A 14,420-nucleotide genomic window follows, 5' to 3' on the forward strand; every position below is an offset into this window, starting at 1 on the left:
GGCGGCACGGCGAGGAGTGCGACAGGTGCGGCCAGTCGGCAGCAAGTATCTGCTTGAGGAGACCCTCGGACGAGGGGCCACCGGCACCGTCTGGCGCGGACGGGTGCGCCCGGACGTCGTGGTGCCCGGCACCGAGCCCGGCCGGCCGGTCGCGATCAAGGTGCTGCGCGAGGAGCTGGCGGCCGACCCGGACGTGGTGATGCGCTTCCTGCGCGAGCGCTCGCTGCTGCTGCGGCTGACCCACCCCAACATCGTCAAGGTCCGCGACCTCGTCGTCGAGGGCGAGCTGCTGGCCCTGGTGATGGACCTGGTCGAGGGCCCCGACCTGGCCCGCTACCTGCGCGGCAACGGCCCGTTCAGTCCGATCGCCGGCGCCCTGCTGATGGCCCAGGTCGCCGACGCGCTGGCGGCCAGCCACGCCGACGGCGTCGTCCACCGCGACCTCAAGCCGGCCAACGTGCTGCTCGCCTCCACCATGGTGGACGGCACCGAGCAGATGCACCCGATGCTGACCGACTTCGGCATCGCCCGGCTCGCCGACTCCCCGGGCATCACCCGCACCCACGAGTTCGTCGGTACCCCGGCCTACGTCGCGCCGGAGTCCGCCGAGGGCCGCCCGCAGACCTCCGCGGTGGACGTGTACGGCGCCGGCATCATGCTGTACGAGCTGGTCACCGGCCGGCAGCCGTTCCAGGGCGACGGCCCGCTGGCGATCCTCCAGGCGCACCTGGCCCAGGAGCCGCAGCGCCCGTCCACCATGCCGGACCCGCTCTGGACGGTGATCGAGCGCTGCCTGCGCAAGGACCCTGCGCAGCGGCCGAGCGCCGTCTCGCTGGCCCGCGCGCTGCGCGTGGTCGCCGCCGGGGTCGGGGTGCACGCCTCGCCGGTGGCGGTGGACGCGGCGCTCGCGGTCGGCGCGCTGCTGCTGCCGGACCCGCAGCCGGCCGCGGTGCCCCCCGCCGCTCCCGGCGGCGCACCCGCCGAGGACCGCACCCAGGTGCTCCCGGCCGGCCCGGACGTCCAGTCCGCCCAGCAGTACGACCCGGCCGCCGCGACCGCGGTGATGAGCACCCAGCCGCCGCCGGCCGCCCCGTACGGCGCGGGGGACCGCACCCAGCTGATGCCGCCCACGGCCTCGCCGCCCGTCCCGCCCGGGCCGCCGCAGCCGGAGGCGCCGCACCCGTGGCAGACCCAGCTGCGCGCCGCCCGGGACCGCAACCAGCAGACCGAGATCGGCTACTTCGACCCGGAGGACTTCGACGCCCCGCCGGTCGCCCCGCCGCCCTTCCAGGCCGGGCAGGGGGGCCACGCCGGCGGCCGCCCGCAGGGTCCGCAGGGCTACCCGCAGCAGGCGCCGGGCGGCTACCGGCAGGCCCCGCCGCCCGGGTACGCCCAGCGCCCGCCGGTGGCCCCGCCGCCCTACCAGGCCGGGCAGGGCGGTCAGCCGGCCCCCGGCGGCTACAACCAGCCCCCGCAGCACGGCCGCCCGCCGCAGGGCTACCAGCCCCCGCAGCCGTACCGGCAGCCGCAGGGCCGCCCGCAGCAGCCGCCGGCCGGACCGCCGCAGGGCTACCAGGCCGCGCCGCCGCAGTCCGCTCCGCCCGCCGCGCCGCGCCGGGCCGAGCCGCCGGCGCCGCAGCACCGCGAGCCCCCGCAGCGCCGGGAGGCGCCGCCGCAGCCCGCCCGCCGGGAGCCGGAGCCCCGGGAGCCGCGCCGGCGCAGCCGCAACCGGATGTACATCCCGGGCCTCGGCTGCCTGAAGGGCTGCCTGATGGTCCTGCTGGTGCTGGCCGTGGCCGCGGTGGCGCTGTGGAACTTCACGCCGCTGCCGCAGTACTGGGCCAACGTCCAGGACTGGTTCAACAGCGCGAGCGACTGGGTGAGCAGCTTCCTCGACTCGAACAAGTGACGGCCCGGGCCCGGAACGGACTCCAGGCGCCGGGCCTGGCAGCGACATTGACGCTTTGTCGATAATTCGCAATATTTCTCGGCCGCCAGTGCCCGACGGACCCCCTCAGGCGGCCCGCGGAGGGGGTCCGGGCGCGTAGGTTGGTCGCTGTTGTCCCGCCCCACCGAGCGCACCGGACCCCCGGCGCGCTCCCGCCGCCCACGGAGCAGCATTGGCACGCAAGATCGGCAGCCGCTACACCGTCCACCAGGTGATCGGCCGGGGCTCGGCCGGGACGGTCTGGCTCGGCGAGGGGCCGGACGGCCCGGTGGCGGTCAAGCTGCTGCGCGAGGACCTCGCCGCCGACCAGGTGCTGGTCGGCCGCTTCGTCCAGGAACGCGCCGCGCTGACCAGCCTCGACCACCCCCGGGTGGTCGGCGTGCGCGACATGGTCGTCGACGGGAGCGACCTCGCGCTGGTCATGGAGCTGGTCCAGGGCACCGACCTGCGCTCCCGGCTGGAACGCGACGGCGCACTCGCCCCGCAGACCGCCGTCTCGGTCATCGCGGACGTCGCCGACGGCCTGGCCGCCGCGCACGCCGCCGGGATCGTCCACCGCGACGTCAAGCCCGAGAACGTCCTGCTCGACCTCGCCGCCGCCCCCGGCCCCGGCGGTGCCCCGCGCGCCAAGCTGACCGACTTCGGCGTGGCCCGTCTGGTCGACGCCCCCCGCCGGACCCGCGCCACCCGGATCATCGGCACCCCCGACTACCTCGCCCCCGAGATCATCGAGGGTCTGGAGCCGCGCGCGGCCGTCGACATCTACGCCCTCGCCACCGTGCTCTACGAGCTGCTGGCCGGCTCCACCCCGTTCGGCGGCGGCCACACCGGCGCGGTGCTGCGCCGCCACGTCACCGAGCAGGTGCCGCCGATCCCCGGCCTGCCGGACGGCCTCTGGCGGATCATCTCCGAGTGCCTGGCCAAGGCCCCGGCCTCCCGGCTGCGCGCCGCCGAGCTGGCCGCGCGGCTGCGCGAGCAGCTGCCCGCACTGGCCGGGCTCCCGGTGCTGGCCGTCCCGCAGCAGGGCCGGCCCCCCGCCGAGGAGCTGCTGACCCCCGGCGAGGCCGTCTACGCCGAGGTGGACGCCGGCCCCGGCACCCACAAGCGCCGCCGCGGCCCGGCCGTCCCGCTGGTGCCGGGCGTCGCGCCGGACTCCACCCGGGACACCCACACCAGCCTGCGCCGCCCCTCCGCCCAGGAGCTGGCCTCCTACGCGGCCGAGTCCCGGGCCCAGCGCACCGCCCCCACGGCCCACCGCCGGGACCGCCAGGCGCTGCTGCGCCGCCGCCGGGTGCTGGCCGTCCTGCTGGCCACGGTCCTGCTGCTGGCCGGTGCGGCCGCCGCCTGGACGGCCTTCGCCGCCACCGCCCCCGACGCCGGGAAGGCGCCCCGCCCGGTGGTCCGCTCCGCACCGCAGCGGGCCCCGTAGGGGACGGCGGGCACCCGGTCGGGGAGCCGGAGGCGCCCGGTGTCGCCAGGAGCCCCCCCGGGGGCATTACCCTGGGTGCGTGGCAGCCGTCGATCCTTCCGAAGAGCTCAAGAACCTCGAATCGACCATGGGGTCGATCGAGGCCGTCCTCGACCTGGACAAGATCCGGGCCGACATCGCGCGTCTGGAGGAGGAGGCAGCCGCCCCCGACCTGTGGGACGACCTCGCGAACGCGCAGAAGGTGACCAGCCGGCTCTCCTTCCTCCAGGGCGAGCTGCGCCGGGTCGAGAGCCTGCGCAGCCGCATCGACGACCTCGCGGTCCTCTTCGAGCTCGCCGAGGCCGAGGACGACGCGGACACCCGCGTGGAGGCCGAGAACGAGCTGGGCGCCGTCAAGAAGGCGGTCGAGGAGCTGGAGGTCCGTACGCTCCTCTCCGGCGAGTACGACGCCCGCGAGGCGCTGATCAACATCCGCGCCGAGGCCGGTGGCGTGGACGCCGCCGACTTCGCCGAGCAGCTGATGCGCATGTACCTGCGCTGGGCCGAGCGGCACGGGTACCCGACCGAGGTGTACGACACCTCGTACGCGGAGGAGGCCGGCATCAAGTCCGCGACCTTCACCGTCAAGGCCCCGTACGCCTACGGCACGCTCTCGGTCGAGCAGGGCACCCACCGGCTGGTGCGCATCTCGCCCTTCGACAACCAGGGCCGCCGGCAGACCTCCTTCGCCGGTGTCGAGGTGCTCCCGGTCGTCGAGCAGTCCGACCACGTCGACATCGACGAGTCCGAGCTGCGCATCGACGTGTACCGCGCCTCCGGCCCCGGCGGCCAGGGCGTCAACACCACCGACTCGGCGGTGCGCATCACGCACATCCCGACCGGTGTCGTGGTTTCCTGCCAGAACGAGCGCTCGCAGATCCAGAACAAGGCGTCCGCGATGAACGTCCTCCAGGCCAAGCTGCTGGAGCGGCGCCGCCAGGAGGAGCGGGCCGCGATGGACGCGCTCAAGGACAGCGGCAGCTCCTGGGGCAACCAGATGCGCTCCTACGTGCTGCACCCGTACCAGATGGTCAAGGACGTCCGGACCGAGTACGAGGTCGGCAACCCGCAGGGCGTGCTGGACGGCGACATCGACGGCTTCATCGAGGCGGGCATCCGCTGGAGGAAGCAGCGGGAAACCGCGAACCAGGCGTGAGGACTCCGGCCTCGACGGTCATCGAGCACGGCGTCGAGGCCGCCGCGCGGTAGGCAGTGACACGAAGAAGGCCCCGACGGTGATCCGTCGGGGCCTTCTCGTACGTCCGTCCCGTACGTCCGCCGGGATCAGGCCAGCGCCTGCCGGGCGATCAGCGCCACCGCGAGCAGCCCGGTCAGAAGGGCGAGCAGCATCGCGGGGGAGAGCGCGGCGAACGGCCCCTGCTGGTCCTGCAGACGGGCACGGTTGGCGCGGCACACCGGGCAGCGGCCATCGCTCACGCGGCCGTTGCAGTTGGCGCACACCAGATGGTCGCAGGTCATGCGATCTCCTCCTCGCTGCTACAGCCAACGCACCGGACGGGGCTTTGGTTCCTTTACTTGCCCTGTGCGGGGGAGCGGCCAACCTCGGCCGCCACCTCCACTCTGCCAGGTTCTGGCCGTTCCGGCCCCCGGGCTGTGAGATGCCTCCCAGTTTTCGGGGCATAACCGGTCATTCTCCCCCAGGATTCGGTTTCTGTCACGGGCTGCCCCTGCGGGCCGGCCGCCGCTTCGCGTATGGTCCCAAGCCGGGAGCGGCCCTTTCCGCTCCCGCCGCCCGCCCCCGGGCCGGGCGCCCGGGGTGGACCGACCGAGGACTGGCGCCGCCTAGGATGGCCTCCGTGATGCAGCCGTGATCAGATTCGACAACGTCTCCAAGACCTATCCCAAGCAGAACCGTCCCGCCCTGGACAACGTCTCGCTGGAGATCGAGAAGGGTGAGTTCGTCTTCCTGGTCGGCTCGTCCGGCTCGGGCAAGTCCACCTTCCTGCGCCTGTGCCTGCGCGAGGAGCGCCCCAGCACCGGCGAGGTGCACGTGCTGGGCAAGGACCTGGGCAAGCTGTCCAACTGGAAGGTGCCGCACATGCGCCGCCAGCTGGGCACCGTCTTCCAGGACTTCCGCCTGCTGCCCAACAAGACGGTCGCGCAGAACGTGGCCTTCGCCCTCGAAGTGATCGGCAAGCCCAAGAGCGCCATCAACAAGGTGGTCCCCGAGGTGCTGGACCTGGTCGGCCTCGGCGGCAAGGAGGACCGCATGCCGGGCGAGCTGTCCGGCGGTGAGCAGCAGCGCGTCGCGATCGCCCGGGCGTTCGTGAACCGGCCGATGCTGCTGATCGCGGACGAGCCCACCGGCAACCTCGACCCGCAGAACTCGGTCGGCATCATGAAGCTGCTCGACCGGATCAACCGCACCGGAACCACGGTGCTGATGGCCACCCACGACCAGGCCATCGTCGACCAGATGCGCAAGCGCGTCATCGAGCTCGACAAGGGGCTGCTGGTCCGCGACCAGGCCCGCGGCGTCTACGGGTACCAGCACTGACTCTCCGGCGCTGATCCCGTGGGCCCCCGGCCCGTCCCGCCCGACCAGCAGTACCGACCCTGGAGTTGTTACACGCATGCGCGCCCAGTTCGTCCTGTCGGAGATCGGTGTGGGTCTCCGCCGCAACCTGACGATGACCATCGCGGTCGTCGTCAGCGTCGCGCTCTCCCTCGCCCTCGCCGGTGCCTCCCTCCTGGTCCGTGACCAGGTCAACTCCATGAAGGGGTACTGGTACGACAAGGTCGAGGTGAGCATCTACTTCTGTACGAAGTCGGACGCCCGCAACTCGCCGCAGTGCCAGAACGGCGCGGCCACCGACCCGCAGATCGCCGACATCAAGTCCCAGCTGGACAAGATGGATTCGGTGGTGCAGTCCTCGACCTTCGAGAACTCCACCGAGGCGTACAAGCACTGGAAGGAGATGAACCCGGACAACCCGCTCATCTCCGTCCTCGGCCCGGAGGCCATCCCGCAGTCCTGGCGGGTGAAGCTCAAGGACCCGACCAAGTACGACGTCATCCAGAGCGCCTTCGCGGGCAAGCCGGGCGTCAAGTCGGTCGAGGACCAGCGGAAGATCCTGGAGAACCTCTTCGGCCTGCTGAACGGCCTGCAGACCGCGGCGTTCGTGATCATGGTGCTGATGCTGTTCGTCGCCCTGCTGCTGATCGTCAACACCGTCCGGGTGTCGGCGTACAGCAGGCGGCGCGAGACCGGCATCATGCGCCTGGTCGGTGCCTCGAACTTCTACGTCCAGATGCCCTTCATCGCCGAGGCCGCGTTCGCCGCGCTGCTCGGCGCGGTGATGGCCTCCGGACTGCTGCTCGGCGGGCACTTCTTCGTCCACAGCTGGCTGGCCGACCGGGTGCAGTTCATCCACTTCATCGGGCTCGGCTCGGTGCTGGCGGTGATACCGCTGCTCGTGGTGGTCGGTATGGGCATGGCCGGCATCGCCGCGTTCTTCACCCTCCGGAAGTACCTGAAGGTCTAGCACCGGCAAGGTCAGCACCGCCCCGCAGTGCCGACCCCGGTCCGGCCCCGGCGCTGCGACGGCCCCGGACGGCACTGCGCCGTCCGGGGCCGTCGGCGTTTCGCCGTCAGCCGTTCCGGCCCGCCGCGTCGCGCGCTGCGCCTACACTCCGATGCCATGCCAGAAACTCCGCGCAGGGCACGCCAGGCGGCCACCCTCAGCCTGGTGTTCGGCGCCGTGCTGCTGGCCGGCGCCGCGACCGGCGCCTGGGGCGACCCGAGCAGGCCGGCGCACCCGTCCGCGGACGCGGTCCCGGCGTCCGTGGCCACCGTCGCGGCCGGGCAGGACCCGGCCGGGACCGCGCTCTCCGAGCAGCAGGCCGAGCACCTGATCGGCGCCAACGGCGACCGCTGGGGCGCCTACTACAGCGCGCAGGAGTACGCCGAGTTCAGCCAGGGCCTGGACGGCCGCTACCTCGGCGTGGGCCTCTCGGTCGGCCGCGGGCAGGACGGCGCCACCGCGGTCTCGCAGGTGCAGCCGGCCGGGCCGGCCGCCGAGGCCGGGATCGCCGCCGGTGACCGCCTGCTGCGGATCGGCCCGGACCAGGCCGACCACCTGCCGGTCACCGAGGTGGTCGCCCGGCTGCGCGGGCGCGAGGGGGAGCGGCAGGTCGGCTCCGAGGTCACCCTCGCCGTCCAGCGCGGCGACGGCGACATCCGCGAGGTCCGGCTGCACCGGGCCCTGCTGGACAGTCAGCAGGTCACGGTCGAGCACCTGGAGAAGGGCGTCGTGCGGATCACCGTGCGGGCCTTCACCAGCGGTGTGGCCGAGAAGGTGAGTGCCGCCCTGCGCGGCCCGCACGCCGGGGTGGTGCTGGACCTGCGCGGGAACTCCGGCGGGCTGGTCGAGGAGGCCGCCGGCACCGCCGCGGTCTTCCTGGACGGCGGCCCGGTCGGCTCCTACCAGGAGCGCGGCGGCACCCGCGAGCTGACCGCGCCGCCCGGCGGCGACCAGCGCACCCCGCTGGTGGTGCTGGTGGACGGCGGCACCATGAGCGCCGCCGAGCTGCTCACCGGCGCGCTCCAGGACCGCAGCCGGGCCGTCGTGGTGGGCGGCCGGACCTTCGGCAAGGGCACCGTCCAGCAGCCCAGCAGGCTCGCCGACGGCGCGGTGCTGGAGCTGACCGTCGGCCGCTACTACACCCCCGCCGGGCGCTCCCCGGAGGGCACCGGCCTGACCCCCGACGTGCCCGCGTCCGGCTCCGAGGACGCCGGCGAGCTGGCCCTGCGGGTCCTGGCGGGCCTCGGGACCCGCGCCTGACGCGCCAGGTGCTGACGCGTGCGTAAAGGGGCTGCTCGGCACCGGGCCGAGGTGCGAGAATGACGGCGCTATGGCAAAGGAAACCGGACAGAAGCTGATCGCGCAGAACAAGAAGGCGCGACACGAGTACACCATCCTCGACACCTACGAGTGCGGTCTCGTGCTCACCGGCACCGAGGTCAAGTCACTGCGCGAGGGGCGGGCCAACCTGGTCGACGGGTACGCCTACATCCAGAACCACGAGGCGTGGATCGACAACGTCTTCATCCCCGAGTACACCCAGGGGACGTGGACCAACCACGCCGCGCGGCGCAAGCGCAAGCTGCTGCTGCACAGGATGGAGATCCACAAGATCGAGGCCAAGGTCCGGGACGCCGGCCACACCCTGATCCCGCTCTCGCTGTACTTCAAGGACGGCCGGGTGAAGCTCGAACTCGCGCTCGCCATCGGCAAGAAGCTGTACGACAAGCGGCAGACGCTGCGCGAGAAGCAGGACACCCGCGAGACGGCCCGTGCGGTGGCGGCGGCGCGACGCCGTCAGGGCTGACACCCGGCGGCGCCGGCGTTAATCCGCTGGACCCCCGCTGGTCGCCTCGCGTAGTATGGCGCCAGCAACACGGACGGCAACCGTCCGAGCTGTTTCTCAACAAAACATGGGGATGATCGGTTTCGACAGGGGAAGTCGAAACAGGAGAAGCGAGCCGAGGAACGCGGCAATGATCTCGTTAACCATCTGTCGCAAAAAAATAATCGCCAACTCTAAGCGCGATTCCCAGCAGTTCGCTCTCGCTGCCTAATAACAGCTAAGAGTGCTTGGGTGTCAGACCGGGGAGTTCCCGACCCGGACCCTGGCATAATCTAGGGAACTCAACCGTCCACCCGGGCTGCGGGGGTGGATGGGAAATCAAACAGCAGCTGGGCCTGTTGGCGGCTTGTCCGCGTGACTGCCAGGGCCGAGAAACTCACAGCGGACTGCGCTCGGAGAAGTCCTGAATCCACTCCACTGGACCCGGGTTCGATTCCCGGCATCTCCACCACCCCATGTTGCACGGCGAAGGCCGCCCACCGCTCAGCGGAGGGCGGCCTTCGCGTTTCCCCGCCCCGCTGCGCCCCCGCTTCGCGTTTTTCCCCGTCCCGGTGCGGCACGGCGGAGCGGCGGGGGCGTAGGATCTTCCGTCCGCTCGTTTCCCAGAGCCGGACTCCCGCCGCTACCACCGAGGCCATGCAGAGCAATACGGACACCACCGCCGCCACCGACTCCGAGACCGTCCGCGAGCGCGAGATCGCCGGGGAGCAGCACCACCTCGACACGGTCTACCACCGCCTGGAGGAGAAGCTCGCCGAGGCCGAGTACATCCTGGAGGACGCCGCCAAGCGCGTGCAGGTCGGCACCCCCGGCGCGCTCGCCGAGCGGGACGCCCAGGTCTACCGGGCCGGCGCCCACCTCCAGCGGCTCAACAACGAGTTCGAGGACTTCCTCTTCGGCCGCATCGACCTCCAGCAGGCCGACGCGCCGGAGGAGCACGGCATCCCCTCCGACACCCCGCTCGACCCGGCCGACCCGGCCGTCGCCGAGACCCTGCACATCGGCCGGCTCGGGGTGCTGGACGCCGAGTACGGCCCGCTGGTGATCGACTGGCGGGCGCCGGCCGCCGCGCCGTTCTACCGGTCCACCCCGCTGGAGCCGGGCCGGGTCATCCGCCGCCGGGTGATCCGCTCCAAGGGCCGCAAGGTGATCGGCGTCGAGGACGACCTGCTCCGCCCCGACCTCACCCCCACCCTGGACGGCCGCGAGCTGGCGGTGGTCGGCGACGGTGCGCTGATGGCCTCGCTCGGCCGGGCCCGCAGCCACTCGATGCGCGACATCGTCTCGTCCATCCAGAAGGAGCAGGACGAGGTCATCCGCGCCGCCGCGGCCGGGGCCACCCTGGTCACCGGCGGCCCGGGCACGGGCAAGACCGCCGTCGCCCTTCACCGCGCCGCCTTCCTGCTCTACCAGGACCGCCGCCGCTACGCCGGGGGCATCCTGGTGGTCTCCCCGACCCCGCTGCTGGTCTCCTACACCGAGGGCGTGCTGCCCTCGCTCGGCGAGGAGGGGCAGGTCGCCGTCCGCGCGGTCGGCTCCCTGGTGGACGGCATCGAGGCGGGCACCTACGACACCCCGGAGGCGGCCCGGGTCAAGGGCTCGGCCCGGATGGTGCAGCTGCTGCGCAGGGCCGCCCGGGCGGCCCTGGAGCTGGGTGCGCCGCAGGAGCTGAAGGTGGTCGCCCGCGGCGAGGTGCTGCGGCTGGACGCGGGCCGGCTGAAGGCCGTGCGCGGCAACGTGATCGGTTCCGGCGGCACCCCGCTGAACCTGCTCCGCCCGCGTGCCCGCCGGCTGCTGCTGGACGCCCTGTGGCAGGAGGCGACCCGGCACCTGCCGAAGCCGGCCGACCACTACGCCCGCGAGCAGCGCCAGGAGGAGAAGGAGAGCTTCGACGATTACGTCTCGGACGAGGCGTCGTTCCTGGACTTCCTGGACGCCTGGTGGCCCGCGGTGACCCCGCGGCGGGTGCTCGGCACGCTGAAGCAGACCCGGCACACCAACCGGATCGCCCGGCGCGCCGTCACCCCGGAGGAGGCCCGGCTGCTGGCCGGCTCCTGGCGGCACCTGTCCGAGCGCGGCGAGGGCGAGCTGTCGGCGCACGACGTGGCGCTGGTGGACGAGCTCCAGGTACTGCTCGGCGAGGCGGTCCGCCCGAAGGTCCGCGAGGTGGACGCGGTGGACCTGCTGAGCGGCCTGGACGAGGTCACCACCTTCGCCGACCGCCACTCCAGACAGCGCGAGAGGGTGCCGGTCGAGCGCACCGAGTACGCCCACATCATCGTGGACGAGGCGCAGGACCTCACCCCGATGCAGTGGCGGATGATCGGCCGCCGGGCCCGGATGGCCACCTGGACGATCGTCGGCGACCCGGCGCAGTCCTCCTGGCCGTTCCCGCAGGAGGCGCAGGCCGCGCTGGACGAGGTGCTCTCCGGCAAGCCGCGCCGCCGCTACACGCTGACCGTCAACTACCGGAACCCGGCCGAGATCGCCGAGGTGGCGGCCAAGGTGCTGGCGCTGGCGGCGCCGGGAACGCCCTCGCCGAGCGCGGTGCGCCGGGTCGGCGTGGAGCCGCGGTTCGCGGCCGTCACGGACCCGTCGCCGGAGGCCTTCGGCGCGGCGGCCCGGGCGGAGCTGGAGCGGCTGCTGGCGGAGGTGGACGGCACCGTGGCGGTCGTCGTGCCGATGGACCGCCGGGCCGAGGCGGCCGGGTGGATCGCCGGCCTGGGCGAGCGGGCGGTGGCGCTGGGGAGCCTGGAGGCCAAGGGCCTGGAGTACGACGCGACCGTGGTGGCCGACCCGACCGGGATCGCCGGCGAGTCGGAGGCGGGCCTGAGGGTGCTGTACGTGGCGCTGACCCGGGCGACCCAGCGGCTGACCGTGCTCTCCGGCCCGGACGACCTGCCGGACGCGGACGGCGTCCCGGCGCTGCTGGACGGCTGACGGGCTGACCGCCCGTCACGACGGGCGGCACACGAAGAAGGCCCCTCACCGGTGGTGAGGGGCCTTCAGACGTTGATGACACCGACCCGCCATGCTCGCCTCGCGGCAAGTGGTCCCTCGAAGGGACGAAGGTTGGGCCCGGGGGCTTGGATCGAGCCGGTGTCCCGTCCAATGTAACGCATCGGCCCGCTGAGGCAAGAAGTTGTCGACTTCGCACACTCAATGAACATTATTTCTGGCTTCAGCCTGGTAGATGCGACGATCGAGGTCTAGCATGCGCAGGCGAAGGCCTTCAACAATATGTTGAAGCGACTGACCGGACGGAAGAAGGAACGTCGATGGCGACGGTGCCCAGTGTCTCCAACTCGATCACGGTGCGGCTGGAGGTCCCGGCCAGGGGCAACGCCGTCAGTGCGATCACCACGGCCGTCGAGTCCTCCGGCGGTTCGGTCACCGGGCTCGACGTCACCGCCTCCGGCCTGGAGGCGCTGCGGATCGACGTGACCGTCGCCGCGTCCTCCGTCGCCCACGGCGAGGAGATCGTCGAGAAGCTCCGCACGATCGACGGCGTGTCGATCGGCAAGGTCTCCGACCGTACCTTCCTGATGCACCTCGGTGGCAAGATCGAGATGTCCTCGAAGCTGCCGATCCGCAACCGTGACGACCTCAGCATGATCTACACCCCCGGTGTCGCGCGGGTCTGCATGGCGATCGCCGAGAACCCCGAGGACGCCCGCCGCCTCACCATCAAGCGCAACAGCGTCGCCGTGGTCACCGACGGCTCGGCGGTGCTGGGTCTGGGCAACATCGGCCCGGCGGCCGCGCTGCCGGTGATGGAGGGCAAGGCGGCCCTGTTCAAGCGCTTCGCGGGCATCGACGCCTGGCCGATCTGCCTGGACACCCAGGACACCGACGAGATCGTGGCCATCGTCAAGGCGATCGCCCCGGGCTTCGCCGGCATCAACCTGGAGGACATCTCCGCGCCGCGCTGCTTCGAGATCGAGGCCCGGCTGCGCGAGGCCCTCGACATCCCGGTCTTCCACGACGACCAGCACGGCACCGCGATCGTGGTGCTGGCGGCGCTGACCAACGCGCTCAAGGTGGTCGGCAAGGACATCTCCGAGATCCGCGTGGTGATGTCGGGCGCCGGCGCCGCCGGTACCGCGATCCTCAAGCTGCTGCTGGCGGCCGGCGTCGAGCACGCCACCGTCGCGGACGTGCGGGGCGTGGTCCACCAGGGCCGTGAGGACCTCAACGACTCGCTGCGCTGGATCGCCGAGCACACCAACCGCTCGGGCCGCACCGGCACCCTCAAGGAGGCCGTGGCGGGCGCCGACGTCTTCATCGGCGTCTCCGCCCCGAACGTGCTGGACGGCGACGACCTGGCCACCATGGCCGGGGACGCGATCGTCTTCGCGCTGGCCAACCCGGACCCGGAGGTCGACCCGGCGATCGCCCGGCAGACCGCCGCCGTGGTCGCCACCGGCCGCAGCGACTTCCCGAACCAGATCAACAACGTGCTGGTCTTCCCGGGCGTCTTCCGCGGCCTGCTGGACGCCCAGAGCCGGACGGTCAACACCGAGATGATGATCGCCGCCGCCCGTGCGCTGGCCACCACCGTCGCTGACGACGAGCTGAACGCCAACTACATCATCCCGAGCGTCTTCCACAAGGACGTCGCCAAGACGGTGGCCGCCGCCGTCCGTGACGCCGCGCTGGCCGGCCCGCAGGAGGACCGCGAGCCGTCCCGCCCGACCCCGGGCATCGTCGGCACCCTCGACACCGCGTCCTTCCCCTCCGTCAAGCTCTGACGGCGGCCCCGCGGCACGTGTCGCGGATCGGTCAAATGACCGATTACCGCGCTTACCCGCCCAAGCCCGCCCCGAACCCTTGCGACACAAGGGCGAGGGGCGTGTTTGGGCTTGTCGTGCCTAGGGCGTACGGTAGCCCTGCACGGGGCAGGCGTGTCCGACAAGTACGGAACGTCCCCCTGGTCTTCCGGCGTGTCGTCCCGACCGCCGCCCGCGCCCGGTCCGCCGGAGCCGACGGAGCATCACACCTCCGGCGGGCGGGCGTTGTTCGGGTGGCGCAGCCGGGGCCCGATTGGCTTTCTCGGGGCCGGTCGGGGCAGGATTCGTATCCGGGCAGGCAGGCGGGCCTTCGACGGTACCGGCGCCGCGGCACGGGGCACGAACCCGGCCCGCGACCACGCATTGCCTGAATGAGCACTGTGTGCGGACCTGCGGCCTATCCGGGTGCCCCCCGGAGGGAGCACCGATGGGCCCCCGCACACCGCAAGCGAACAGACCACAGGAGTACACATGAACCGCAGTGAGCTGGTGGCCGCGCTGTCCGAGCGCGCCGAGGTGACCCGCAAGGACGCCGACGCCGTTCTGGCCGCCTTCGCCGAGATCGTCGGCGAGGTCGTCGCCAAGGGCGACGAGAAGGTCACCATCCCCGGTTTCCTGACCTTCGAGCGCACCCACCGCGCTGCCCGCACCGCCCGCAACCCGCAGACCGGTGAGCCGATCCAGATCGCGGCCGGCTACAGCGCCAAGGTGAGCGCGGGCTCCAAGCTCAAGGAAGCCGCCAAGGGCGCCTGAGCAACCCCTTGAACGCCGAGAGGCCGGGTTCCCTTCGGGGAGCCCGGCCTCTCGCCGTGTGCGGGGCCGC

At 72.4% G+C, this 14,420-nt stretch carries 11 protein-coding genes and 1 other RNA gene; 11 read left to right on the forward strand and 1 reads right to left on the reverse strand.

Features of this window, described 5'->3' with window-relative positions:
• Nucleotides 1–25 precede the first annotated feature (25 nt).
• From ACZ5WK_RS24530 to prfB, 3 genes are all read left to right on the forward strand, one after another.
• A complete protein-coding gene (locus tag ACZ5WK_RS24530; protein WP_465550076.1) occupies nucleotides 26–1,909 on the forward strand; it encodes a serine/threonine-protein kinase in 1,884 nt (627 codons plus the stop codon).
• Between the two features lie 211 nt (nucleotides 1,910–2,120).
• Nucleotides 2,121–3,377 carry a serine/threonine-protein kinase gene (locus ACZ5WK_RS24535; RefSeq protein WP_465550078.1) on the forward strand — a complete coding sequence of 419 codons (1,257 nt, stop codon included), beginning with the start codon at nucleotides 2,121–2,123 and terminating at the stop codon, nucleotides 3,375–3,377.
• Between the two features lie 79 nt (nucleotides 3,378–3,456).
• Nucleotides 3,457–4,572, forward strand: coding sequence for a peptide chain release factor 2 (gene prfB, locus ACZ5WK_RS24540; RefSeq protein WP_465550080.1), 1,116 nt, complete (start codon nucleotides 3,457–3,459; stop codon nucleotides 4,570–4,572).
• A 128-nt stretch (nucleotides 4,573–4,700) separates the two neighbouring features.
• On the opposite strand, the gene ACZ5WK_RS24545 is transcribed toward prfB, so the two are convergent.
• A complete protein-coding gene (locus ACZ5WK_RS24545; protein ID WP_396322762.1) occupies nucleotides 4,701–4,895 on the reverse strand; it encodes a hypothetical protein in 195 nt (64 codons plus the stop codon).
• 349 nt (nucleotides 4,896–5,244) lie between these two features.
• On the opposite strand from ACZ5WK_RS24545, the gene ftsE reads away from it, so the two are divergent.
• The 8 genes from ftsE (at nucleotide 5,245) to ACZ5WK_RS24585 (ending at nucleotide 14,350) form a co-directional block, all read left to right on the forward strand.
• The gene (ftsE, locus tag ACZ5WK_RS24550) at nucleotides 5,245–5,934 is read left to right on the forward strand and encodes a cell division ATP-binding protein FtsE (protein WP_148644607.1); all 690 of its coding nucleotides are present in this window, start codon (nucleotides 5,245–5,247) and stop codon (nucleotides 5,932–5,934) included.
• Nucleotides 5,935–6,010: 76 nt separating this feature from the next.
• On the forward strand, nucleotides 6,011–6,922 hold the full coding sequence (gene ftsX, locus ACZ5WK_RS24555; RefSeq protein WP_396322761.1) for a permease-like cell division protein FtsX: 912 nt from the start codon (nucleotides 6,011–6,013) through the stop codon (nucleotides 6,920–6,922).
• 156 nt (nucleotides 6,923–7,078) lie between these two features.
• On the forward strand, nucleotides 7,079–8,221 hold the full coding sequence (locus tag ACZ5WK_RS24560) for a S41 family peptidase (RefSeq protein WP_465550083.1): 1,143 nt from the start codon (nucleotides 7,079–7,081) through the stop codon (nucleotides 8,219–8,221).
• 70 nt (nucleotides 8,222–8,291) lie between these two features.
• Nucleotides 8,292–8,768: an SsrA-binding protein SmpB gene (gene smpB / locus ACZ5WK_RS24565; protein ID WP_396322759.1), complete on the forward strand. Its 477-nt coding sequence runs from the start codon at nucleotides 8,292–8,294 to the stop codon at nucleotides 8,766–8,768.
• Nucleotides 8,769–8,876: 108 nt separating this feature from the next.
• Nucleotides 8,877–9,258, forward strand: a transfer-messenger RNA (tmRNA) gene (gene ssrA / locus ACZ5WK_RS24570).
• A 185-nt stretch (nucleotides 9,259–9,443) separates the two neighbouring features.
• Nucleotides 9,444–11,747, forward strand: a complete 2,304-nt coding sequence (locus ACZ5WK_RS24575; RefSeq protein ID WP_465550086.1) for a HelD family protein — start codon at nucleotides 9,444–9,446, stop codon at nucleotides 11,745–11,747.
• A 338-nt stretch (nucleotides 11,748–12,085) separates the two neighbouring features.
• The gene (locus ACZ5WK_RS24580) at nucleotides 12,086–13,558 is read left to right on the forward strand and encodes an NAD-dependent malic enzyme (protein ID WP_465550088.1); all 1,473 of its coding nucleotides are present in this window, start codon (nucleotides 12,086–12,088) and stop codon (nucleotides 13,556–13,558) included.
• Between the two features lie 510 nt (nucleotides 13,559–14,068).
• Nucleotides 14,069–14,350 carry an HU family DNA-binding protein gene (locus ACZ5WK_RS24585; protein WP_030059737.1) on the forward strand — a complete coding sequence of 94 codons (282 nt, stop codon included), beginning with the start codon at nucleotides 14,069–14,071 and terminating at the stop codon, nucleotides 14,348–14,350.
• Nucleotides 14,351–14,420: the final 70 nt, after the last annotated feature.

It is taken from the genome of Kitasatospora sp. NPDC032757 (genome assembly GCF_055579305.1).

Bases quoted from the DNA above. Each gene is read 5' to 3' on its own strand.
- ACZ5WK_RS24545 (WP_396322762.1), bottom strand. From the start codon at position 4,895: ATGACCTGCGACCATCTGGTGTGCGCCAACTGCAACGGCCGCGTGAGC.
- ftsX (WP_396322761.1), top strand. From the start codon at position 6,011: ATGCGCGCCCAGTTCGTCCTGTCGGAGATCGGTGTGGGTCTCCGCCGC.
- ACZ5WK_RS24560 (WP_465550083.1), top strand. From the start codon at position 7,079: ATGCCAGAAACTCCGCGCAGGGCACGCCAGGCGGCCACCCTCAGCCTG.
- smpB (WP_396322759.1), top strand. From the start codon at position 8,292: ATGGCAAAGGAAACCGGACAGAAGCTGATCGCGCAGAACAAGAAGGCG.
- ACZ5WK_RS24575 (WP_465550086.1), top strand. From the start codon at position 9,444: ATGCAGAGCAATACGGACACCACCGCCGCCACCGACTCCGAGACCGTC.
- ACZ5WK_RS24580 (WP_465550088.1), top strand. From the start codon at position 12,086: ATGGCGACGGTGCCCAGTGTCTCCAACTCGATCACGGTGCGGCTGGAG.
- ACZ5WK_RS24585 (WP_030059737.1), top strand. From the start codon at position 14,069: ATGAACCGCAGTGAGCTGGTGGCCGCGCTGTCCGAGCGCGCCGAGGTG.